Origin of the sequence: Nonomuraea sp. NPDC047529, assembly GCF_040642995.1 — a bacterium.
Lineage (GTDB): Bacteria > Actinomycetota > Actinomycetes > Streptosporangiales > Streptosporangiaceae > Nonomuraea.
Genome location: NZ_JBEYTJ010000002.1, coordinates 311,556 through 333,928 on the forward strand (window position 1 = coordinate 311,556; position 22,373 = coordinate 333,928).

Annotated in this window: 18 protein-coding genes; 9 read left to right on the top strand and 9 right to left on the bottom strand. The window is 71.4% G+C overall.

What is annotated here, in order from left to right; all coding sequences use genetic code 11:
* Window positions 1-179: 179 nt before the first annotated feature.
* From ABZ815_RS05080 to ABZ815_RS05095, 4 genes are read left to right on the top strand one after another with little or no spacing between them, the layout of a single operon-like run.
* Window positions 180-3,239: an ABC transporter permease gene (locus ABZ815_RS05080; RefSeq protein WP_357694131.1), complete on the top strand. Its 3,060-nt coding sequence runs from the start codon at window positions 180-182 to the stop codon at window positions 3,237-3,239.
* On the top strand, window positions 3,236-5,827 hold the full coding sequence (locus tag ABZ815_RS05085; protein ID WP_357694133.1) for an FtsX-like permease family protein: 2,592 nt from the start codon (window positions 3,236-3,238) through the stop codon (window positions 5,825-5,827). The genes ABZ815_RS05080 and ABZ815_RS05085 overlap by 4 nt, the downstream gene beginning before the upstream one ends.
* Window positions 5,824-6,753 (top strand): ABC transporter ATP-binding protein, encoded by a 930-nt coding sequence (locus ABZ815_RS05090; protein ID WP_357694135.1) that lies wholly within the window; start codon window positions 5,824-5,826, stop codon window positions 6,751-6,753. The genes ABZ815_RS05085 and ABZ815_RS05090 overlap by 4 nt, the downstream gene beginning before the upstream one ends.
* On the top strand, window positions 6,743-7,435 hold the full coding sequence (locus ABZ815_RS05095) for an ABC transporter ATP-binding protein (RefSeq protein WP_357694137.1): 693 nt from the start codon (window positions 6,743-6,745) through the stop codon (window positions 7,433-7,435). Before ABZ815_RS05090 ends, ABZ815_RS05095 begins: the two co-directional genes overlap by 11 nt.
* A 25-nt stretch (window positions 7,436-7,460) precedes the next feature.
* On the opposite strand, the gene ABZ815_RS05100 is transcribed toward ABZ815_RS05095, so the two are convergent.
* A complete protein-coding gene (locus tag ABZ815_RS05100) occupies window positions 7,461-8,723 on the bottom strand; it encodes an MFS transporter (RefSeq protein ID WP_357694139.1) in 1,263 nt (420 codons plus the stop codon).
* A 68-nt stretch (window positions 8,724-8,791) separates the two neighbouring features.
* Between ABZ815_RS05100 and ABZ815_RS05105 the strand changes: the two genes are divergently transcribed.
* Together ABZ815_RS05105 and ABZ815_RS05110 are read left to right on the top strand one after the other, a co-directional pair.
* On the top strand, window positions 8,792-9,289 hold the full coding sequence (locus ABZ815_RS05105; RefSeq protein WP_357694141.1) for a MarR family transcriptional regulator: 498 nt from the start codon (window positions 8,792-8,794) through the stop codon (window positions 9,287-9,289).
* Window positions 9,290-9,322: 33 nt separating this feature from the next.
* Window positions 9,323-10,477: an epoxide hydrolase family protein gene (locus ABZ815_RS05110; RefSeq protein WP_357694143.1), complete on the top strand. Its 1,155-nt coding sequence runs from the start codon at window positions 9,323-9,325 to the stop codon at window positions 10,475-10,477.
* Between the two features lie 40 nt (window positions 10,478-10,517).
* Here the strand turns inward: ABZ815_RS05110 and holA are convergent, their stop codons facing one another.
* Both holA and ABZ815_RS05120 read right to left on the bottom strand, forming a co-directional pair.
* Window positions 10,518-11,489, bottom strand: coding sequence for a DNA polymerase III subunit delta (holA, locus tag ABZ815_RS05115; RefSeq protein WP_357694145.1), 972 nt, complete (start codon window positions 11,487-11,489; stop codon window positions 10,518-10,520).
* Between the two features lie 81 nt (window positions 11,490-11,570).
* Window positions 11,571-12,560 carry a YafY family protein gene (locus tag ABZ815_RS05120; protein WP_357694147.1) on the bottom strand — a complete coding sequence of 330 codons (990 nt, stop codon included), beginning with the start codon at window positions 12,558-12,560 and terminating at the stop codon, window positions 11,571-11,573.
* A gap of 62 nt (window positions 12,561-12,622) precedes the next feature.
* Between ABZ815_RS05120 and ABZ815_RS05125 the strand changes: the two genes are divergently transcribed.
* Together ABZ815_RS05125 and ABZ815_RS05130 are read left to right on the top strand one after the other, a co-directional pair.
* A complete protein-coding gene (locus ABZ815_RS05125; RefSeq protein ID WP_357694149.1) occupies window positions 12,623-13,756 on the top strand; it encodes an epoxide hydrolase family protein in 1,134 nt (377 codons plus the stop codon).
* On the top strand, window positions 13,753-14,829 hold the full coding sequence (locus tag ABZ815_RS05130; RefSeq protein WP_357694151.1) for a winged helix DNA-binding domain-containing protein: 1,077 nt from the start codon (window positions 13,753-13,755) through the stop codon (window positions 14,827-14,829). Before ABZ815_RS05125 ends, ABZ815_RS05130 begins: the two co-directional genes overlap by 4 nt.
* A gap of 338 nt (window positions 14,830-15,167) precedes the next feature.
* Here ABZ815_RS05130 and ABZ815_RS05135 read toward each other — a convergent pair whose 3' ends face one another.
* The 5 genes from ABZ815_RS05135 to ABZ815_RS05155 form a co-directional block, all read right to left on the bottom strand.
* Complete coding sequence (locus ABZ815_RS05135) at window positions 15,168-16,058, bottom strand: LLM class flavin-dependent oxidoreductase (protein ID WP_357694152.1); 891 nt, start codon at window positions 16,056-16,058, stop codon at window positions 15,168-15,170.
* 202 nt (window positions 16,059-16,260) lie between these two features.
* Window positions 16,261-16,986 (bottom strand): MBL fold metallo-hydrolase, encoded by a 726-nt coding sequence (locus ABZ815_RS05140; RefSeq protein ID WP_357694154.1) that lies wholly within the window; start codon window positions 16,984-16,986, stop codon window positions 16,261-16,263.
* Between the two features lie 64 nt (window positions 16,987-17,050).
* Window positions 17,051-17,596: an isochorismatase family protein gene (locus ABZ815_RS05145; RefSeq protein ID WP_357694156.1), complete on the bottom strand. Its 546-nt coding sequence runs from the start codon at window positions 17,594-17,596 to the stop codon at window positions 17,051-17,053.
* Window positions 17,597-17,733: 137 nt separating this feature from the next.
* Window positions 17,734-18,915 (bottom strand): MFS transporter, encoded by a 1,182-nt coding sequence (locus ABZ815_RS05150; protein ID WP_357694158.1) that lies wholly within the window; start codon window positions 18,913-18,915, stop codon window positions 17,734-17,736.
* Window positions 18,912-19,259, bottom strand: a complete 348-nt coding sequence (locus ABZ815_RS05155) for a helix-turn-helix transcriptional regulator (RefSeq protein WP_357694160.1) — start codon at window positions 19,257-19,259, stop codon at window positions 18,912-18,914. The genes ABZ815_RS05150 and ABZ815_RS05155 overlap by 4 nt, the downstream gene beginning before the upstream one ends.
* A gap of 196 nt (window positions 19,260-19,455) precedes the next feature.
* Here ABZ815_RS05155 and ABZ815_RS05160 point away from each other — a divergent pair, with 196 nt between their 5' ends.
* Entirely contained in the window at window positions 19,456-20,103 is a 648-nt protein-coding gene (locus tag ABZ815_RS05160) for an IS5 family transposase (protein ID WP_357694162.1), read from the top strand.
* 50 nt (window positions 20,104-20,153) lie between these two features.
* Here the strand turns inward: ABZ815_RS05160 and ABZ815_RS05165 are convergent, their stop codons facing one another.
* Window positions 20,154-21,896 (bottom strand): leucine-rich repeat domain-containing protein, encoded by a 1,743-nt coding sequence (locus tag ABZ815_RS05165; protein WP_357694164.1) that lies wholly within the window; start codon window positions 21,894-21,896, stop codon window positions 20,154-20,156.
* Window positions 21,897-22,373 lie beyond the last annotated feature (477 nt).

Sequence of the window (22,373 nt, forward strand, 5' to 3'; positions counted from 1 at the left end):
GAGCACTGACGCCGCACTCCTCATGGGGTGCGGCGTTCTTGTTTTTGTGCGCTTTTTGTCACAGTTTCGATATCACATGGGCATCGCCGCCCGATATCGGCTGGGCATCCCTTACCAAGATCCCTTGCCCCCCGTCCGCCCTCTCCGTGAGGGTTCACTAAACGGACGAAGGGGGACACATGCGGGGGCCGTTGGTCGTCAAACGGGCGTTCAGCGAGCCGTTGCTCCTCCTGGCCGCCTTCGGCTCGATCCTGCTCGCCACCACCACGCTGGTCGCGCTCACCATGTACGCCTCCTCCATCGCCGACGCCGGCGTGCGCAGGACCATGGAGACCGCCTCCCTGCGCCAGACCTCCGCGACGATCAGCGCCCCCGTCACCGGCAAGACGTTCCCGGTCTACGACCAGGCGGTACGCGCCGAGCTGGCCAAGGCGTACACCAAGGCGCCCACGCTCACCACGAGCTTCCACTCCGACTCCTACGCCATGCCCGGCCAGGAGAAGCAGGACCGTCCCGAGCTGCTCAGGTTCGGCAGCTACGACGGCCTCGACCAGCACGCCAAGCTCGTCTCCGGCGCCTGGCCCAAGGCCGCCGACGGCCGGGTGGAGGCGGCGATCTCGCTGTCGGCGGCCTCGGCGGCCGGGTTCAAGGTCGGCCAGGAGCTGACCACCGTGGGCCGCCTGTCGCCGGAGCCCGTCCAGGTGCGCATCACCGGCGTCTTCCAGCTCGACGACCCCTTCGGCGAGCGCTGGACCGGGGAGCAGTTGCTCAGCAGGGGCGTCGAACGCGGCGACTTCACCACGTACGGGCCGCTGATGGTCTCGCGCGAGACGTTCATCGCCCGCTTCGCCACCAACGTGAACGCCACCTGGACCGCCGAGCCCGACCTGCGCTCGCTGACGCCGGCCCAGCTCCGTCCGCTGGCGGCGGCGGTCGGCGAGGTGGGCGCGCACCTGAAGGCCGGCGCCTGCCCGAGTTGCGTGACCACCAGCCGCCTGCCCGAGATGCTCACCCAGCTCGACACCGCCTCGCTGGTGGCCCGTTCGACCATGCTGATCCCGGTGCTGCAGTTGCTGCTGCTGGCGGCGTACGCGCTGATGCTCACCGCGCGGCTGCTGGCCGACCACCGGCGCATGGAGGTGGCGCTGCTGCGCTCGCGCGGCGCGGGCACGATGCGGCTGGCCGCGCTGGCCGGCGGCGAAGCGCTGCTGGTGGCGGTCCCGTGCGCGATCGTCGCGCCGTTGCTCGGGCCACCGCTGCTCGGGCTGGTGAACCAGCTTCCCTGGATCAAGGCGTCGGGGGTTCGGCTGGACCCCTCGGTCGGCCTGGGCACGTTCCTGGTGTCGATCGCGGTCGCCCTGGCCTCGGCGGTGCTGCTGGTGCTGCCCGCGCTGGCGGGCGCGCGGCGCACGTACGTGGAGGAGCAGTCGGCGCGCGGGCGCGGCGGCGGGCGCGGCCTGATCGAGCGCGCGGGCGCCGACGTCGCGCTGCTGGCCGTGGCCGGCCTGGCGATCTGGCAGCTCCAGCACTACGGCGCGCCGGTCACCACCACCGCGGGCGGCGGGCTCGGCATCGACCCGCTGATCATCTCCGGGCCCGCGCTGGCCCTGCTCACCGGCGGCATGCTCGGCCTGCGGCTGGTGCCGCGCATCTCCAAGGTGGCCGAGCGGATCACCTCCAGGCGCCCGTCCCTGGCCCCCGCGCTCGGCGCGTGGCAGGTCAGCAGGCGGCCGCTCAAGTACGCCGGCCCCGCGCTGCTGCTCACCATGGCCATCGCCATCGGCATCGTGTCCATGGCCACCGCCGCCACCTGGCGCGCCTCCCAGCTCGACCAGGCCCGCCACCAGGCCGGGGCCGACCTGCGCCTGTCCGGCCCGCCGGACGCGCCCGAGCTGGGCCCGCTCGGACGCGGCACGGCCTTCACGGCGCTGCCCGGCGTGACCGCCGCCTCGCCCGTCTTCCGCGGCCAGACCGAGGTCAGCAGCGAGAACGCCATCCTGATCGGCATCGACGCCGCCAAACTCGGCACACTGTTCCAGCTCCGCTCCGACCTGGCCGACCGGCCCATCGCCGAGATGTCCAAGGCGCTGGCCGGGCCGCAGGCGGGCAGGCTGGACCTGCCGGGACAACCGTCCAAGCTCACCCTGCGCGCCACGACGGACGCGGACCTGCCGGTTCGGCTGGTGCTGTCCGACGCGCTGGGGGTGTGGCGGGACGTGTCGCTCGGCGTGCTGAAGGCCGGCGAGAGCACCCTGGACGTGGACCTGGCGGCGCTGGCGGGGCGGAGCGGGAAGATCACGTACCCGCTGTCGCTGCGCGGGCTCGTCGCGAGCGCGCCGCCCTCCGGCAGCGGGAGCCTGACCGTGACCGGGATCAGCGCGGACGGGCAGCCGGTGGCCGCGCCCGCCGTGTCGTTGAAGGCGACCGGACGGCAGCCGGCCACGGCCGCCTTCGGGTCGCCGCCGGTCCAGGGGCCGCTGCCCGTGGTGCTCACCGCCGACCTGGCGACCTCGCTCAAGCTGGGCGTCGGCCAGGTGGGACGGGCCAGCATCGACCGCAGGGTCATGGACGTCAAGGTCGTGGCCGTCGTGGAGACGATGCCGACGACCACTGCCGGGCAACACGCCGTACTGGCCGACTGGGGGACGATGCAGGCGCAGGATCTGGCGGCGGGGCAACTGCCCAGGCCCGCCACCGAGTGGTGGCTCGCCACCCCGGACGGCCGGGCGGCGGCCGCGCTCACCGGCCGCCCCGCCTGGGACGTCACCGCGATCGACCAGCGCACCCTGGCCGCCAAGATGCAGGACGACCCGCTGGCCAGCGGCCTCCAGGGGGCGCTGATGCTGGGCTTCCTCGCGGCGCTGGTGTTCGCGGCGCTCGGCTTCCTGGTCAACGCGGCGGTCGCGGCCCGCGAGCGGATGAACGAGTTCGCCATCCTGCGGGCGCTCGGCGTGAGCTCCCGGCAGGTGTTCGGGATGCTGGCGATGGAGCAGACGTTCGTGATCGGGCTGTCACTGGCGGCCGGGACCGGGCTCGCCGTCGTCGTGGGCATGCTCGTGGTGCCGCACATCGTGCTGACCGGGCAGGCGTCGGCGGTCACCCCCGGCGTGGTGCTCGACATCCCCTGGGGTGCCACGGCCGCCATGCTCGCCGGGGTGACCGCGGTGCTGCTCGCCATCGTCGCCGGGCTGGCGCGCAACCTGCGCAGGCAGGGTCTCGGCCTTCGGGAGGAACAGTGAGGATCCCGCTGCTGGCCCGGACGCACCTGGGCGCGGTGGCCGTGCTCTTCGTGCTGACGCTGAGCGCCTGCCTGCTCGTCGCGGGGCTGCCCAGGGCGATGCAGTTGTCGTTCGACCAGGCGCTGCGCGACGCGCTCAGGACCGCCTCCGCCGAGCAGGCCGACCTGACCGTGGCCGTCGCGTCGATGTCGAAGGAGGAGGACCTGCACGAACGCGACCAGTTCGAGTCGAGGGACCGGCGCTGGCGCCAGCTCGTGCCCCCGGCTCTGCGGCCGCTGGTCGTCCCCCCCGGCACGGGCGACAGCCACATGAGCGCCAAGACCGTGGTCACCCCGATCCAGGGCTCGGGCGGCACCATGTTCATGAACCTCGGCTGGCTGTCCGACGCCGACCGGCGGGTCGACTGGGCCCAGGGACGCGCGCCGGGCAAGCCCTCCACCATGAGTTTCCAGGGCGAGACGATCCCGCTGATCGAGGTGGGCCTGGTCGAGTCCGCGCTGCCCGCGATGGACCTGCGGCTCGGCCAGGTCAAGGTGCTCGGCGAGAGCCACTACGTGGCGGTGAAGCTGGTCGGCGCGTTCAAGGCCAAGAAGCCGGACGACCGTTACTGGAGTCACAACAGCGACATCCTGTCCGTGACCAGGATCTTGCCGCCGGGCAAGCTGGAGTTCGAGAAGCACATCACGACGATCATGTCGGACGACGGGCTGACCGCGCTCAGCGGCGACGGGCGCAACCTGTCCTACTACTGGGTGCTGCCCATCGACCCGGACAAGGCCGACGCGCTGGCCACGAGCGACCTCCAGGTGGCCGTCAGCGAGTTCGAGCGGGTGATCGGGTTGCAGGCGTCGGGCTCGTTCAGCCCGTACCGGGTGCTGACCGCGCTGCCCAAGCTGCTGACGGACTTCGTGGCGGCCCAGTCCACCGCGCAGACCGTGATGTACCTGGTGCTCGGCGGCCTGCTGCTGGTGGCGGTCGGCGTGATCGTGCTGGCGGTGCAGCTCCTGGCGGGCCGGCTCGACCACACGCTGGCGCTGACCCGGGCCCGTGGCGGGTCGCTGCGGCAGGTGGCGGGCACCGGCGCGGCGCTGACCGCGCTCGCCGTCGTGCCCGCCGGGCTCGCCGGGTACGCGCTGTCCTGGCTCGTCCCCGGGCCCGTGCTGCCGATCGTGCACGTCGGGCCGCTGCTGGTGATGGCGGCCGCCGTCGGGTTCACCGCCGCCTCGCTGGCCTCCACCCACCGGGTGCCGCTGCACGAGCAGCGTGAGGACGTCAGCACCGCCCGTCCCTCCGCCCGCCGGCTCACGCTGGAGGTGCTGGTGGTGGTGCTCGCGCTGGCCGGGGCCTACCTGCTGCGCACCCGCGGGCTGACCGCCTCGGCCGGGTTCGACCCGTTCCTGCTGGTGGTGCCGATCGCGCTGACGCTCGCCGCGGCCGTGATCATCCTGCGCTGCTACCCGTATCCGCTGCGGCTGCTCGTCCGGCTGGCCGCGCGGCGGCCGGGGGCCGTGCCCTTCCTGGGGCTGACCAGGGCTGCCAGGGCGCGGTCGGCGTCGGTGCTGCCGGTGCTGATCCTGCTGCCCGCGCTGGGCGTGTCGGTGTTCGCCGCGGTGATCTCCGACGGGCTGGTGAGCACGCAGCGGCTGGCGTCCTGGCAGCAGGTGGGCGCGCCGGTCAAGGTCACCTCCCGGGTCGAGATCCCGGCCGACGTGATCGAGCGGGTGCGCAGGACCCCGGGCGTCGAGCAGGTCGTGCTCGCGCAGACCGGCCGCGTCCAGGTCGGGTACGGCGCCGAGCGCGCCGAGGCCATCGCCGTGAACCTGCCCGAGTGGCGGCGGGTGCTGGCCGGGGCGCCGATCGGCGTGCCCGCCGGGAGCGGCGCCTTCGTCTCGCCCGACCTGAAGGGGCGGGGCACCTACGAGATCGGCTGGCAGTCGCGGCTCAAGGTGCCCGAGGGTGGCGTGATCACCTCCGTGCCCGGCTTCTACAACCAGGGCAAGTTCCTGATCCTGCCGCTGGACTCGCTCGTGCGGCCCGCCGTGAACACCCTGCTCATCCGCGGCAACCCCGCGCTCGACGAGCTGCGCCGGATGGTCCCGCTCGGCACCGTGGAGTCCCAGCCGCTGGCCCTGGCCGCCATCCAGGACGACCCGCTGACCAGCACCGTGCGCACCACGCTGGTCGTGGTCACGGTCGCGCTGGCGGCGTACGCGCTGGTCGCCGTCATCCTCTCGCTGGTGATCGGGGCGGCCGACCGGGCCAGGGCGCTGTCGTTCCTGCGTACGCTGGGGTTGTCGGACCGGCAGGCGCAGCGGCTCACCGTCCTGGAGATCATGCCGATGATCCTGCTGACCGCGCTGGCCGGCCTCCTGCTCGGCCTCGGGCTGCCCGCGGCGCTCGGGCCGGGCGTCGACCTGTCCTCCTACGCCGGCGACCTGCCCGTCGGCGACTACTCCCTAGACCTGATCACGCCGACCGCGCTGTCGGCCGGGCTGGCCGTCGTGGCCGTGCTCGGCGCGTACGCGCACACCGCCATCAGCCGCCGTCGCAGCCTCGGCGCCGTCCTTCGAGTGGGGGACCTCACATGAACCCGACCCTGTCAGAGCTGGAAGCCAAGGCCACGCGGGAGAAGACCGCCTTCGGGGCCGACGCGCACATCGTCTGCGACAACCTCGTCCGCATCTACAAGACCGAGGGCGTCGAGGTCGTCGCCCTGCAGGGCCTCGACCTGGTGATCGACAAGGGCGAGCTGGTGGCCATCGTCGGCGCGTCAGGGTCGGGCAAGTCCACGCTGCTCAACGTGCTGTCGGGCCTCGACGTGCCGACCGCCGGGGTGGCCAGGGTCGCCGGCACCGACCTGCTGGCCATGACGGCCAAGGACCGGCTGCGCTACCGGCGTTCCGTGGTGGGCTTCATCTGGCAGCAGACCGCGCGGAACCTGCTGCCGTACCTGACCGCCAGGGAGAACGTCGAGCTGCCCATGAAGCTGGCCGGCGGCGACCGGGCGCGCCGCGCCCGCGCCGGCGAGCTGCTGGAGCTCCTGGGCGTCGGCTACTGCGCCGACCGCCGCACGCCCGAGATGTCGGGCGGTGAGCAGCAGCGGGTGGCCATCGCCGTCGCCCTGGCGAACGAGCCGCAGCTCATCCTGGCCGACGAGCCCACCGGCGAGCTGGACAGCGAGACGTCCGGGCAGGTCTTCGACTCCCTCAGGAAGGCGAACAGGGAGCTCGGCGTGACCGTGGTCATCGTGACCCACGACCCGCTGGTGTCGGAGCAGGTGGACCGCACCGTGGGCATCCGCGACGGGCGTACCAGCAGCGAGACGCTGCGGCGCGAGGGCGCCGAGGGGCAGATCGTCGCCGAGGAGTACGCCGTGCTGGACCGCGTGGGCCGCCTGCAGCTCCCGCGCGACTTCATGAACGCCCTGGACATGGAGCGCCGGGTGCGACTCGAACTCGAATCCGACCACATCGGCGTCTGGCCCGCCCGAGAGGAGCCCTCCCATGAGCAATGAGCCCCTGGTCGTGGTGGAGGGGGTCCGCAAGGTCTACCGGAGCGGGCCCAAGGAGGTCGTCGCGCTGCGCGAGGTGTCCTTCGAGGTGTTCCCCGGGGAGCTGGTGGCGGTCCGTGGGCGGTCGGGGTCGGGCAAGACCACGCTGCTCAACCAGATCGGCGGCCTGGACCGTCCCGACTCCGGGCGGGTGGTCGTGGACGGGCGCGAGGTGACGTCCCTGTCCGAGGACGCCCTGCTGGCGCTGCGCCGGGACGTGGTGGGCTTCGTGTTCCAGTCGTTCGGGCTGATCCCCGTGTTGTCGGCGGCCGAGAACGTGGGGGTGCCGATGCGGCTGGCCCGCGTGCCGTCCGCCGAGCGCGAGGAGCGGGTACGGCTGCTGCTGGCGCTGGTGGGGCTGGAGGCGCACGTGAACCAGCGGCCGTACGAGCTGTCGGGCGGCCAGCGGCAGCGGGTGGCGATCGCCCGGTCCCTGGCCAACCGGCCCCGGCTGCTGGTGGCCGACGAGCCCACCGGGCAGCTCGACTCGCAGACGGGGCGGCAGATCATGGAGCTGTTGCGGGCGCTCGTACGGAGTGAAGGGGTCACGGCGCTGGTCGCCACGCACGACCCGAGTCTGATCACGCTGGCGGACCGGGTGCTGGAGATCAGCGACGGCGTCGTCCGCGAACCGGCCCTCACCTGACCCCCGCCCGCCCAGGCCCCCTCGCTCAGGCACTCCGCCGGACGGGCACCTGACCCCGGTCCCCGGCAGCCCGAGGGGGCGCGGCCTCGGGCGAGCGCACCACCGCGACGAGGTTGGCGACGGCGACCAGCACCCCACCGGTGACCATCAGCGCCGCCATCCCGGTCATCCCCGCCAGCGGCGCCGCGACGGCCAGCCCGACCGGCCGCGCCGCGAACGAGATGAGCTGGTCGAACGACCGCACCCGCCCCAGCGCCCGCTCCGGGATCTCCTCGGCCACCACCGTCTCCCACAACGGACTGAGCACCCCGAGCCCCACCATGGCCACGAAGTAGGCCACCGCGACCACCACCACCGACAGCCCGAACCCCACGGCCACCGGCAGCGCCACCATGGGCAGCAGATAGACCGCGGCCCCCGCCTGAACGACGACCAGCGGCCTGCGCACCCGCAGCCGCGGCGCGACCAGCACCCCCGCCACCAGCCCGACCGTGCCGCTCTGCACGATGATCATCCAACCGGCCTCGCCTCCCAGCCGCTGCACGGCCGCCAGCGGCCCGAGGGTGAGGAACAGACCGGCCATGAAGTGCCACACGCCATGTCCCAGCACACAGGTCAGGAACCACGGCCGCTTCCTGACTTCCCCGAACCCTTCGACCAACTCCCGCGCGAACCCGGCCCCCCGGCCCTGACGCTCCCCGGCGCCCCGGCCTATGACTGCTGTACGGATTCCCCCGAGGGTCACCGCCGAGCACGCGAACACCATCGCCGTGAGCCCCGCCGCCCACCCGGGCCCGACGGCCAGCGTGAGCGTCCCCGCGAGCGCCGGCCCCAGCACCGCCGACACGCTGGTCACCACCCCGATCCGCGCGTTCACCCGCAGCCTGTCCGCCCCCGGCACCACCGCCACCACCAGCCGCGGAACCGCGGGGCTCCCGAACGCGATCGCCGCCCCCGAGACGGCCGACAACACGGCGAGATCGGGCACCCGGTTCACCCCGGCGAGCAGTTCGACCGCCATGGCCCCCTGCGCCAGGCACCGCGTGAGGTCGGCCACCAGGACGACCCGTTCGGGCCTGATCCGGTCGGCCAGCACGCCCCCGACGGGCAGCAGCAACAACAACGGGACCATCTCGCAGGCCAGCACCAACCCCAGGGCCTCCCCCGACCCGGTGGCGCGCAGCACGGCCAGGGTCAGCGTGGTGGGGATCATGGCCGTGGCGAGCGCCGACATACAGCGCCCGGCCAGCAGCCGGTTCCTGGACGCGACAAGCGACGAGAACGACATGACCGAAAATGTAGTTCGCCAGCGAATAATTCGTCAACAAATTACTTGTTGGCGTATCATCCTGTCCTGTGGAGGACTCCGTCGATCGTCATCTGGCCCGCTGGCGCGGCAAGGCCCCCTTCGACGAGCGGGCGGAGGGGATCGTGACCCGCATGCAGTCGCTGGTGAAACACCTGGGCCACGCCAAGGCCGCCGCGCTGGCCCAGACCGGGGTGCAGGACTTCGAGTTCCAGACGCTCCACAGGCTCGCGGCCCACAACGGCACCGCCACCCCCACCGAGCTGGCCGCCGAACTGCTGCTCTCCCCCGCCGGCATGACCGGCCGCCTCGACACGCTGGAGAAGGCAGGTCTGGTACGCCGCGTCCGCAGCACCGAGGACCGCCGGCGCGTGGACGTCGAACTCACCCCCAAGGGCCACGACCTCTGGATGGACGCCATGGCCGTCCTGGCCGTGCTGGAAACCGCCATGGTGAACGCCCTGTCCCCCGGCGACCAGGACACCCTGGACAACCTGCTCAAACAGCTGCTGCTCTACGTGGAGAGCAACCCTCAACAATTGCATTGAGATCGACAGGCGTCCGGTGATAACCATGCTGAGATGACATTCCCGACATCGCAGACGACGCGCTTCCGCATTGACGTTCCCGACGACGTACTCGCCGACCTGCGCACCCGTCTCCGCAACGCCCGATTCACCGGATCGCTCGACCACCGTCCCTGGGAGGGCGGGACGGACCCGGCCTACCTGCGGGAGCTGGTGGCGTATTGGGCCGACGGGTTCGACTTCCGCGCCCAGGAGACCCGACTCAACGAGCTGGACCACTACAAGGCTCCCGTGCAGGGAGAGGACCTCCACTTCCTGCGCGTCCCCGGCGCCGGCCCCGACCCGATGCCCATCCTGCTCTGCCACGGCTGGCCGAGCAGCTTCCTGGAGATGCTGCCCCTGGCCACCCGCCTGGCCGACCCCGCCCGGTACGGTGGCGACCCCGGCGACTCCTTCGACGTCGTGATCCCGTCGATGCCGGGCTTCCTCTACTCCGGCCTGCCGGCCGAACCCCTCACCCGAGCCGCGATGGCCGGCACGCTGCACCTGCTCATGACCGAGGTGCTGGGCCACGAACGCTACGGGGCCTTCGGCGGCGACATCGGCGGCGCGGCCGTCGGCTGGCTGGGCGCCCTGTATCCGGACCAGGTGCTCGGAATCCACCTGATCCACCCGCCCGTCCCCGCCTCCCTCGACACCCCGCCACTGACCCCCGAGGAACAGGCGTTCCTGGACGCCGAGGCGGCTTACGACGAGCGCGACGGCGGCTACAGCGAGATCATGCTCACGCGCCCCGACACCATCGCCGCCGCCCTGGTCGACTCACCGACCGGCCTGGCCGCGTGGATCGTGGACAAGCTCCGGGCCTGGAGCGACTGCCAGGGCGACCTGGAGTCCCGGTTCGACCGCGACACCCTGCTCACCATGCTGACCCTCTACTGGGCCACCGGCTCGATCGGCACCTCGTTCAAGTCGTACTACGACTGGCACCTCAACCCGCCCCGGCCGCCCATCACCGTCCCGTCGGCCGTCACGCTCAGCCACGAGCCCTCGGTGGCCCGGTTCCCCCGCAGCCTCGCCGAACGTGCCCTGACCGACCTCCGCCACTGGAACACCCCGGCCCGAGGCGGCCACTTCATGCCCCTGGAAGAACCGGCCCAGCTCACGACCGACCTCACCACGTTCTTCCGCCCCCTGCGCACCGCCTGAGGCCGACCTGGGGGGCACCGCCGGTCACGTGCGGGTTTCGCTACCGGCCTGTACGGCTGGCGACGACCACCTGCACGGCATGCTCCAGGGCGTACGCCGCGTCCGCCCCGCCACCCTTGACCTGCTCGTCCGCGGTGGCCACCGCCTGGATCGCCCGGGACAGCCCCTCCGGCCCCCAGCCGTTCAGCTGGCGCTTGACCCGGTCGACCTTCCAGGGCGGCATGCCCAGGTGGGCGGCGAGCTGCCCGCCACGCAGGTTGCGCGGCGCGCTGCCCACCTTGGCCAGCGACCTCAGCCCACCGGCCAGCGCGCTCACCAGCAGCACAGGTGCGACCCCGGTGCCCAGCGCCCAGCGCAACTGCTCCAGGGCCTCGGCCAGACGCCCCTCGATCGCCGAGTCGGCCACGTTGAAGCCCGTGACCTCGGCCCGCCCCTTGTGATAGCGCGCCACGGCCGCCGCGCTGATCGTCTTGTCCTCGGTGTCGAAGGCGAGCTGGTTGCACGCCGCCGCCAGCTCCCGCAGATCGTTGCCCACCGCGTCGAGCAGCGCCTGGGCCGCATCGCCCGAGATGTTCCGCCCGGCCCGCTTGATCTCCGCCTTGACGAACTCCAGCCGCTCCCCGGCCTTGGTGACCTTGTTGATCGTCACCACCTTGGCCCCGGCCTTCTTCACGCCGTCGACCAGCGCCTTCCCCTTCACCCCACCCGGGTGCGCCAGCACGAGGACCGTGTCGTCGGACGGCTGCTTCGCGTACGACACCACCTCGGTGATGACGTCCTTCGGCAGATCCTGGGCCGAGCGGATCACCACCACCGAACGGTCGCCGAAGAGCGAGGGCGAGGTCAGCTGGGTCAGCTCGCCGGTGCCCACCTTCCCTCCGACGAGATCGTGCACCTCGGCCCCGGGATCGCCGGACCGCGCCGCCGCGACGACAGCACCCACCGCCCGCTCGGCAAGCAGCTCCTCGTCGCCGAGGACCAGGGTGACAAGTGCTGGATCGGTTCCCGCCATGTCAGGCAGCATGCCATGCGGCACCGACAACCCGGTACTCGACGCCGTACCCCGCCGAAGGGCCCGCCGTCCTCGCCCGACTCACCGGTCCGTCGGCCCGGCGGACGGCCGCCCGGCCGCGTCGATCGCGCGCTGGTAGCGGTCCGTGAGGTTGCGCAGCGCGTCGACCAGTTCCGGCGAGTCCACGATCGTGAAGTCCGCGTCCAGCAGCCCGAGATAGAGGGCGAGCATCTCCGGATGGTCCGAGCCCGGCTCGAACGCGCACCGGTCCTCGCCCAGGGGCTCCACCTCCATGGGGATCGGCAGCCGGTCCCGCACGTACGCCGCGGGCGCGTGCACGATCACCCGGGCCCGGTATCGCCAGGTCGCCTCGCCGACCCCGCGTGCCACCCGCGCCGTGATCTCGGGGTCGGGCGGCAGCGCGCGGGGCGTGAAGCGCGGTCCCGTCGGCGTCAGCGGCTCGATCCGGTCGACCCGGAAGGTGCGCCAGGCGTCCCTATCCAGGTCCCAGGCCACCAGGTACCAGCGCCGCCGGTCGTTGACCAGGCGGTACGGCTCGACCGAGCGGCGGCCGGCCGTGCCGGAATGCGTCCGGTAGTCGAACCGGAGCCGTTCATGGTCACGGCACGCGCTCGCGATCACGGTCAGCACGTCGGGGTCCACCTGCGAGCCGCGCGACGGCATCGGCAGCGTGTGCGACTGGAAAGCGCTCACCCGGTGACGCAGCCGCGAGGGCAGCACCTGTTGCAGCTTCGCCAGCGCGCGCACTGAGGTCTCCTCGATCCCCGCGATCGAGCCGCTCGCGGCCGTACGCAGGCCGATCGCGACCGCCACCGCCTCGTCGTCGTCCAGCAGCAGCGGGGGCAGGGCGCCGTCCGAGCCGAGCCGGTACCCGCCGGCCACGCCCGGCCGCGCGTCGACCGGATAGCCCAGCTCGCGCAACCGGCCGATGTCATTGCGGATGGTGCGGGTGGTGACGCCGAGCCGGGTGGCCAGCTCGGTACTGGTCCAGTCGCGATGAGCCTGCAACAGGGACAGCAGGCGCAGCAGCCGCGCCGAGGTTTCCAACATTCTTCGATCCTGACGACAATCTAGGAAAGCTCCTTTCCTCTATTGTTCCTACTCTTCTCCACGTGAGCACAGAAAACGACAGCATTCACCCCTTCCGCATCGAGATCCCCCAGGCCGACGTCGACTACCTGCATGACCGGCTCGCCAACGCCCGCTGGCCCGGTGAGCTGCCCGGGACGGAATGGACGCGCGGCATTCCGCTGGGCCATCTGAAGGAGCTCGCCGAGTACTGGCGCACGCAGTACGACTGGCGCGCCCAGGAGGCCCGGCTCAACCGGTACCCGCAGTTCACCACCGAGATCGACGGCCAGCGCGTGCACTTCCTGCACATCAGGTCCGACCGGCCCGACGCCAAGCCGCTGCTGATCACCCACGGCTTCCCGAGCTCCGTCGCCGAGTTCCTGCACCTGATCGAGCCGCTGGTCGACCCCGCCGAGGGCCAGGCGTTCCATGTCGTCGCGCCGTCGCTGCCCGGCTACGCCTTCTCGACCCCGCTGGGCGGGACCGGCTGGTCGATGGGCCGCACCGCACGCGCCTGGGCCGAGCTGATGAGCCGGCTCGGCTACGAGCGGTACGGCGTCCACGGCGGCGACGTCGGCGCCGGCGTGTCCGGCATGGTCACCGGCCTCGACGGCGAGCACGTCATCGGCCTGCACGTCGTTACCGATCCGCGGACCGCCGCGAGCGTCGCCACCTTCATGCCGGGGATGGCCGATCGGCTCGACGAGAACGACCCGGTCGACAAGCTGATCCTGAGCCGGATGGAGGCGTTCGACAAGGAAGGCTCCGGCTACCTGGCGATCCAGAACAGCCGGCCGCAGACCATCGGCTACGGCCTGGTCGACTCGCCGCTGCTGCAGCTCGCCTGGATCGCCGAGAAGGTCCACGAGTGGACCGACCTGCCGGTCGACCGCGACCAGCTTCTCACCACGGTCAGCCTGTACTGGTTCACCGGCTCAGGCGCCACCGCCGCCCACACCCTGTACGAGCAGGCGCACTCGTCCGACTGGGGCGCGCCGGCCGCCGTGCCGCAGGGCTTCGCGGTCTTCGGCAGTGACGAGACGGTGCGCAAGCTGGTCCCCGCGCCGGCCGACGCGCACTGGACCGAGTTCGAGCGCGGCCTGCACTTCCCGGCGATGGAGGCCCCGGCCCAACTGGCGGCGGACCTGCGTACCTTCTTCGGACCCCTGAAGTGACCGACGGGCTGAGCCGGCGTGGCCTCAACCGCGCCACGCTGGCTCGCCAGCACCTGCTGGAACGCGCGCCGGCACGGGCGATCGACGCGATCGAGCACCTGGGCGGCATGCAGTCCCAGGCGCCGCTCGCCCCGTACGTGGGATTGTGGACCCGTCTCCAGGGCTTCATGGCGGACGAGCTTGCGACGCTGACCGAGCGGCGTCAGGTGGTACGGCTGCACCTGATGCGCAACACCGTGCATCTCGTCAGCGCCCGCGACTGCCTGGACTGGCGCCTGCTGTTCCATCCGCTGCACGCCGCCCAGTTCAGCGGGCACTTTCGCCACGGAACCCGGGGAGTGGACCGGGACGCGCTGCTCACCCAGGCGAAGCGGCTGCTGGACGAGCGGCCGCGCACCCGCGCCGAGCTCGGCAGGCTGCTCGCGGAAGGCCGGCCGAACGCCGACCCGAACGCGCTGGCCTACGCCGCGACGCATCACATCGCGCTGTGCCAGGTGCCGCCCCGGGGCGTCTGGGGCAGGAGCGGCCCCGCCGCATGGGCGCCCGTGGAGAGCTGGCTGGGCGCGCCGCTGCGTCCGGTGCCGGTGGACGCGCTGGTACTGCGTTATCTCGGCGCGTTCGGCCCGGCGACTGTCGCGGACGTCCAGTTGTGGTCCGGACTGACCCATCTGCGCGAGACGGTGGAACGGCTCCCCCTGCGGACGTTCCGCGGCCCGGAGGGGCAGACGCTGTACGACCTGCCCGACGCGCCCCGTCCCGCAGAGGACACGCCCGCCCCGCCCCGATTCCTGCCCGAATACGACAATCTGCTGCTGTCACACAAGGACCGCACCCGGGTCAACCCCGGCAACCGCCCGGTGCCGCTCCCACCCGGCAACGGCGCGACCACCGGCACCTTTCTGGTCGACGGCACGTGGCAGGGCACCTGGCGGATCCGGAACCGGACACTGCGCATCCAGCCGTTCACCAGGCTGGGCCGGGAGGACTATGACGCGCTGCTCACCGAGGCCGCACAACTGTGCGCCTTCCTCGCCCCCCGAGCGACGTACGACATCGTCCTCGACGAACCGTAGACCGTGGCGTGCTCAGGTGGTGTCGCCGGTGACCGCGACGGCGTCCACCTCGAACAGCATGTCGGGCAGGGTGAGCGCGGCCACTCCGACGAGCGTCTGCGTGGGGGGTAACCCCGGTGGCGCCGGCGATGTGGCTGCAGCCGTATCCGACCGGGTTGTGCAGGGTCTCGAAGGGCTGATGACGGTGTGGGACATCGTTGGATCCCTTTCCGATCAGTCAGAACGTCCGCCTGCTACGAGCGGCGGCGGCCGGTCCGGAGGCCATCCCCAGCACGCCGACGGTGGCGAACCCGCCGATCAGAGCGCCGTTCGAGCTCAGGGCCCCGCAGCCCGTCTCGCTACTTCGCGATCGCCTCGCGGACGGACGGCACGATCTCCTGTGCCCAGCGGGCCAGCGTGGTGAGGTCGGAGGCGCCGTGGCCGGAGGAGAAGAGCATGAAGCCCGAGGCGTCGTGCTCCAGCACCGCTTCGGTCAGCTCCTCCACCCACTGCCCGACGGAGCCGCCGATCCAGCGCCCGTCGTGGTCGCGGGTGGCGGGCAGCGGGCGGTCGGTGATGCGGCCCGGGAAGTTGTAGATCGTACGGATCTCGCGCGGGTCGCGGCCCACTGCGGCCGCCGCCTCGTCGATGATCGGCCGTGAGGCGCGGTAGCGCTCGCTGCGCCAGTCGGCCGCGTGACCGGGGATCCAGCCGTCGGCCACCCTGCCCGTGGCGGCCAGCGACTTCGGCCCGTTCGACCCGGTCCACACCTGAGGCGCGACCACGGGGGCGGGCTCGATCCGGCGCACCCGGTAGTGACGTCCCTCGTGGGTGACCGGCGCGCCGCCGCCCGACAGCTTCCGGATCAGGACGATCGCCTCCTCGAAGGCGTCCACGGCTTCGCCGGGGGTCTGCCGGGGCACGCCCATGTCGGCGATGCGGTCCCACAGCCCGCCCGCGCCCATGCCGAGCACGACGCGGCCGTTCGACAGCGCCGACAACGACGTCACCGTCCTGGCCAGCATGGGGGCGGGCCTGGTCGGCAGGTTGGTGACGTTGGCCAGGCCGGCGATGTGCCGCGTGCCGCCCAGGAGGAAGCCGATCGTGGCGTAGGCGTCCAGCCGCTCGCCGAGATAGGGATGGTCGGACAGCGAGAAGAGATCAAGCCCGTCCCGGTCGGCCTGCTGAACCATGCGCGACAGCTCGGGCAGGTCCTCGAAACCGGAATGCGCCCCAAAACCAAACACCACGTCAGATATGGACACAATATCGCCCTTCATTCAGTTCGCGATACGAACTATACTCGTTCGTATCGCGAACTGCAATGCCGGCCGAGGCCCTGACACTTCGAGCGTCCACGACGCGCACAGTGGGACTCGGGGGGCACGACCTCAGCCCGGACACAGGCCGCCGCCACAGCGTGCGCTGGTGGCGGCGTATTTGGGGTCCGGTTCACCCGTGGGTACCAGCCGACGCCGACCGAACCTCCTCGCCCACTCTGGCCGGCGAGGTGCGCCAAGGAGCGCCATGGCCGGGAAGCACCCAGGACGCCGGCAGTCCGCCGATCCGGTCGAGGGAGTCGAGGGCTTCGGCCGGGTCGTCGGTGAAGGGCGCCGACCGGGGGCCTTCGCGTCCGGTGAGGACGTGGCGCGTGGTGAGGGCGTCCCCGACGAAGACGGCGTCGGCGAGCGGGACGTGCACCGCCACGCTGCCCGGGGAGTGTCCTGGCATGCCCACGATCACCGGGCTCCCGGGCAGGTCCAGAACGTCGCCGTCACCGATCTCGGTGACTTCACCGACGTAGCGGGGGCGCAGGCCGTTCTTGCGGACGGAGTAGGAGAAGAACCCGAGCGTCGGCCCGAGACGCATGGGCCCGGCCGCGACCTTGGGCTTCTCCCCGGTACGGGTGCGGACGGCGTCGGCGGCGTGCACGAACACCGGCACGCCGTGGGCGCTTCGCAGCCGTTCGGCGAAGCCGATGTGGTCGGAGTCGCCGTGGGTCAGGACAAGTCCGCTGATGTCGTCCACGGATTTGCCCAGAGAGCGAAGTTCACGTTGCAGGTCCCGCCAGTGGCCGGGCAGCCCGGCGTCGATGAGCGTGATGCCCTCGGCGGTGTCGACGAGGTAGCAGGCCACGATGTCGTTGCCGAGGCGGTGCAGGTGGGGCGCGAGTTTCATGGGACTTCTCTCGGAGATCTGGACGGAGGGCGGCCTCTGCGGGCACGGGCCGCGGTTGTGATCGCTAGCCCGACAGGCCGTGCAGTGCGGCGATGACCTGGCGGCCGATAGGGGTGGTGAAGTCGCGCACCATCCCGGTGACGAAGCTCGCCACCGAGGTCACCGTGCCGCCCGCCGCCTCGATCTGACGGAAGGCCGCGTTCTCCGTACGCTCCGACATACCGCCGCTCGCATCAACCAGGACGATGACGTCATACCCATCGGCCAGGGCGTCGAGCGCGGTGTGCAGGACGACGATCTCCGAGGTCACACCGCAGACGACCAGCGTCTTGCGGGCCTCGGCGGCGATCACTTCGCGCCATGCCTGGTCGTCCCAGCAGCACGGTCCGCCGCGCACGAAGGGGGGCGCTTCGGGAAGTTCGGCGATGACGCCAGGCCCATCGGGCCTGGGTGCGACCGACACGGTGAAGGGAATCTCCAGCACCTGCGCGACCTTGCCGAGCACCCCGGCAGACCGCCTGATGGCCCCAGGGCTGTTCGTACTGCTCAGGGCCACGATGCTGTCCTGCAGGTCGGCGAAGACGATCTGCACTGCGCGATGGTCGATCACTATTCTCACCCGAAATCGTTCACAAGCTGAATGATGTAAGGACAGTAGCATGCCAGTCGGCCTGCCGCGACGGCGATCGTTCCCGCCCTTCGACCGCCTGCCGGAGGAGCCACCGAGGTTTCGTACGGGCCGCCCGCTCAGTCTGCGGCCTCGCATGCGAGGCGAGAGGCGGGGCGCCGGGCATGAGCGCGGAGCGTACCGATGCCGAGCCGGCAGGTGAGCAGCAACGCCAGGGCTGCGGGGATCAGCGCCCATGCGGACAGATCGCCCGGATCGACGCCGTTGGCGAGCAGACCGCTGCCCGCGGCGGCTCCCGCGGCGGACCCGAGATACATCGCCGCCATCTGGAACGCGACGATCGGCATCGCCCGCTCGGGCCGGGCCCCGGTCAGGGCTTGTTGCAGGGTGGGAACGCTCGCCCACCCCGCCGCCCCCCACAACGCCGCCGCGACGAGCCAGGCCGCCGGTGTGGCACAGATCCAGAAGACGGCGAAGCCCCCCAGGAGCACTGCCGGCAGGACGATGAGGAGCGTACGGGGCCCGAAGGCGTCCAGCGGCCTGCCGACCAGGGCGGAGCCGGCGACTCCGCCGATGCCCCAGGCCCACACCAGCGCGAATCCCCAGCCCTGGAGCCCTCGCGCCTCGGCCATGGGCAGCAGGTAGGTGTAGAGCCCGAGACTGGCCACACCGAGGAGGAACGCGGCGGCGACCCCGACGAGCGTCCTCGCCGAACGCAGCACCGCGAAGGCGGGACCACGCGAAGCGGGCAACGACGGGATCGTACGCGCCTTGACGGCCAGGGCCACCATGCTGAGCAGGCCGACCGCGACGACCAGGGCCATGGTCCATCGCCAGCTCAACCGGTCGCCGATGAGCATCCCGACCGGCACTCCGGCGACCGTCCCGGTGGACAGGCCGAAGGTCACCATGGCCATGGCGCGACCCCGTTCGTGGTCGGCGACCATGGCGGCGGCGGCTGCGGTCGCCACTGCGGTGAGCACGCCGGCGCCGGCGCCCGCGATCACCCGCGAGGCGAGGAACACCTCGGTCCCCGGCGAGACCACGGTGACGAGGTTGCCGAGATTGAACACGCCCAGCGCGATCAGCAGCGCCCTCGCGGTACTCCCGCGGATCAGCGATCCGGACAACAACGGTCCCGCCAGAGCGTACGCGGCGGTGAAGGCCGTCACCCCCAGGCCGACCGCCGCGACCGTCGTGGCGAGCGAATCGGCGATCGAGGGCAGCACCCCGGCGAGAACGTAGGCGTCTATCCCCAGCGCAATCGCGGCCGCGACAAGCGGCCAGACACGGCGGATCACGCGTCCTCCTGCGCGGGTGCGGCTTCCTGGTAGCCGCTGAGCACGGTGTCGATCAATCCGGGGAACCGCGCCTCCAGGTCGTCGTCGCGAAGTCGGATCAGGCACTTGCGTCCCTCGGCACGGACGAACACCACCCCGGACTCGCGCAGGAGGCTGGTGTGATGCGTGAGCGTCGAGCGCGGCAGGTCCGGGCCCAGCTCGATGCTGTCCACCTCGCCGCGTTCCGCGAGCATCCGCACCATCGACAACCGCAGCGGCTCACTCAACGCGAACAACACGCGCGGGATCGCGATCTCATCAACCTCGGGATGCTGGTACACCCGTGCCGGCGCCAACGGAACCACCTTCAATCGTTCGACAATTTTCGCACGATGATAGTGCGAGAATTGTCGAACGATCAAATCGATCTGCAGGCGGTGCGCCGGCTCCGAAAGCAGGCCAGGTCAGCACGAAGGGCCGGTTCGACAAGGCGCCTGACAGCCGCCTGGCGGGGCTGTAGATCCGAACTCCGTACAGGCCCTGCGCGAGGGCGTGTGGGCCATGCCGCTCATCAAGCTGCAGGCCAGGGCCGATGCTGCCGGGCGGATTATCTGGGACGTGTCGGTGGACTCCACGATCAGCCGGGCCCATCAGCACGCCGCCGGCGCCCGCCGCGACGGCGCAGCCCAGAAGGAGCCGCCGGGCGGGGTGGACATCGAACCGGCCGACCACGGCCTGGGCCGCTCCCGCGGCGGCCTGACCAGCGAGATTCATCTGGCCTGCGAACACGGACAGCGCCTGTTGTCCCTGGTCGTCACCGCTGGGCAGCGCGGCGACAGTCCACAGTTCGTGCCCGTGTCTGAGGCGATTCGGGTGCCCCGCCTGGGTGCCGGCCGTCCCCGCTGCCGCCCGGATCGGGTGCGGGCCGACAAGGCGTACTGCTCGAAGGCCAACCGCGTCTACCTGCGACGTCGGGGCATCCGGGCCACGATCCCGGAGCGCCGCGACCAGATTGCCGGGCGGAAACGTCGCGGCAGCGCCGGCGGTCGACCGCCGGTATTCGACCGGGAGGACTACAAGCTGCGGCACGCCGTGGAGTGCGGGATCAACCGGCTCAAGCGGTACCGGGCCGTGGCCACCCGATACGACAGGCTCGCCGTCCGCTACTTGGCCACCGTACAGATCGCGGCGATTGGTGAGTGGCTGTGATCCCCGGCGACCGGCTCCGCTGTCATGCCGGCCACACCGACCTCGAACGCCTACTCGAAGTCGATCTGGGCGGTCGGGTGTGCGGCGGTGAGCCGGTCGCGGACCGCCCCTGGGAACAGGTTGCCGTACAAGTTGGCCACCGCCAGATCGGGGAGCGTGTCGAAATCCGCCGGCAGGTCGTTGAGCTGATTGAACCTCAGGTCGACGACCCGCAGCCGACGAAACGTCCCGATCCCGGCGAAGTGCTCGGGCTTGAGCTTGAGGCGCTTGGTGTTCCGCTGCCACCGGCTGATCCGGAGCTCCTCCAGCCCGGGCAGCTCCATGGCGAACAGCTCCCGCAGGAAATCGTGCGACGGCAGGGGCGTGCTAGCGCGGCGGCTGTCTCCGCCGAAGCCGAGGACCCGCAGCGCGGGCAGGCGGCCGAGGTCGGGCAGCGGGTCGCGCAGCAGACCGAGGCTGTCGCCGAGGTCGAGCTCTTCGAGGCGGGTCAACCGCAGCAGGCTGTCGGGGACGGTGTCGAAGTAGTTGCCGCTCAGGTCGAGCCGGCGCAGGTTCGGGAAGGTGGTGACGGCCTCGGGGAAGGTCCGCAGGAAGTAATGACTCCCGCCGGTCATGGACACCTCCTCGACGGCGGCCAGCCCGTGCGCGGAGTCGGGGAACACGACGTCGGTCCCGTCGGCGACCAGCTTGCGCAGCGCGACCAGGTCGCCGAAGGCGTCCGGCAGGACGAACCGCGTCACCTCCGGCAGGTTCCACTCCGACCCCGACTCCGTGTCGACGGAGACGGACAGATAGGAGATGTCGAGTTCCTCCAGAGCGGTGAGCCGGCCGATGGCGGCCGGCAAGGTGAACTCGACCGTGTCCAGGTCCGTGTCCCGGTTGCCGGCGACGCACAGCACCCGGAGCGCGGCCAGGTCGCCGATCGATTCCGGCAGGGCGGTCAGCTCGCATTTGCGCACCGACAGGTGCTCCAGCCGGGTGAGCGTCCCGAGCGCCTCGGGCAGCTCGCCGATCGGGTTGCCGTCCAGGATCAGGGTACGAAGCCACGGCATCTGGAGCACCTCGGCGGGAAACTCCTTGAGGTTGCGATCGGTCAGGTCGAGGTGCTCCACTCGGTCGGCCCGGGACCGGGACACGTCGGCTTCGGCCGACTCGGCCGCCGTCCGGGCTCCGGGCCGCAGGACCGGCAGCCCGGCCCGCAGCCGGTCCAGGAACGCATCGACGTCCAGACAGCGGTCCTCCGCGTCGACGACCTCGGGCACGAACGCCTCGACGATGCCCGGCTTGGCGTAGTCGGCGTCCTTGGCGTCGCCGAAGTTGTCCACCCAGCGCCCGCCGACGGCGTGCACGTTCATGGCGTGTTCGAAGTCGATCACCCAAGGGGTCTCGACGGTCCCGGTCCGTAGCCGGCCGTGGTTGTCATAGCCGTAGACGAGGTGCGTGAAGGCGCCGTCGTGGATGTAGATCTCGCAGTCGCCGGCCTCCAGGGTCTCGGCCTCGGTGCGACCGCCGACGTAGAGTCCGGGCTGGTCCTCATAGAGCGCGATCGGGCCGTTGACCGTCAGATTGCCGGTGATCACGATCAGCTCGACGTCGTCCTCGTCGTCCCCGCTTCGCAGGGCATTGACGGCGTCCAGGAAGTCCCCGTCGACCGCGAGATCGCCGTCGAAGAACAGCACGCTGTCATAGTCGGACGACTCTCCTTCACTCTCGAACGCGGCGGACAACGCGCCGCTCAGACGGGCGTCGGCGTCGGCATAGGACAGGGATGCGGGGGTGGCGGATATCGACACGGCGACGAGCATAGGTCCGCGCTGTGACAGCCCTGCGGGAAAGTCCAGCGCCGTCGTGAGGCTGCCGGCCGCCCCGCCGTCGATACCGGTTGCAGAAGTTCAACACAGCCCACTGTTCATCGGTGAGATCCCCACGCGCCACACCGAGATCATCCCGGCGTGGCGCGATCAACGCGACAGCGTTCTAAATCACGCCCTATCTCCCATGCCGACGGATGGTCGAAAGATCCCTGTGGGCACGCCGGACCGTCCGCGACTACGAACGCCTGTCCCACCTCGCCCGCGGAATGCCTGGACAGACGGTCATCGCCCCCCGACATCCCTCACACCGACGCCATGGCCGCGCCCCGGGCGTCCGTGATTGCGCGGCTGTGGCGACAACCGAGCTTCCCGTAGGGGAGTCCCCGAGAAGCCATCTCAGGGACTGCTCATTCCACGGCAGGATGACTGCCCCCGAGCACTTCCTGATCCTCAAAA

Excerpts from the sequence above, each read along its gene's own strand:
- ABZ815_RS05080 (WP_357694131.1), top strand. The coding sequence starts at position 180 with ATGCGGGGGCCGTTGGTCGTCAAACGGGCGTTCAGCGAGCCGTTGCTC.
- ABZ815_RS05090 (WP_357694135.1), top strand. The coding sequence starts at position 5,824 with ATGAACCCGACCCTGTCAGAGCTGGAAGCCAAGGCCACGCGGGAGAAG.
- ABZ815_RS05095 (WP_357694137.1), top strand. The coding sequence starts at position 6,743 with ATGAGCAATGAGCCCCTGGTCGTGGTGGAGGGGGTCCGCAAGGTCTAC.
- ABZ815_RS05100 (WP_357694139.1), bottom strand. The coding sequence starts at position 8,723 with ATGTCGTTCTCGTCGCTTGTCGCGTCCAGGAACCGGCTGCTGGCCGGG.
- ABZ815_RS05110 (WP_357694143.1), top strand. The coding sequence starts at position 9,323 with ATGACATTCCCGACATCGCAGACGACGCGCTTCCGCATTGACGTTCCC.
- holA (WP_357694145.1), bottom strand. The coding sequence starts at position 11,489 with ATGGCGGGAACCGATCCAGCACTTGTCACCCTGGTCCTCGGCGACGAG.
- ABZ815_RS05120 (WP_357694147.1), bottom strand. The coding sequence starts at position 12,560 with ATGTTGGAAACCTCGGCGCGGCTGCTGCGCCTGCTGTCCCTGTTGCAG.
- ABZ815_RS05140 (WP_357694154.1), bottom strand. The coding sequence starts at position 16,986 with ATGAAACTCGCGCCCCACCTGCACCGCCTCGGCAACGACATCGTGGCC.
- ABZ815_RS05160 (WP_357694162.1), top strand. The coding sequence starts at position 19,456 with ATGCCGCTCATCAAGCTGCAGGCCAGGGCCGATGCTGCCGGGCGGATT.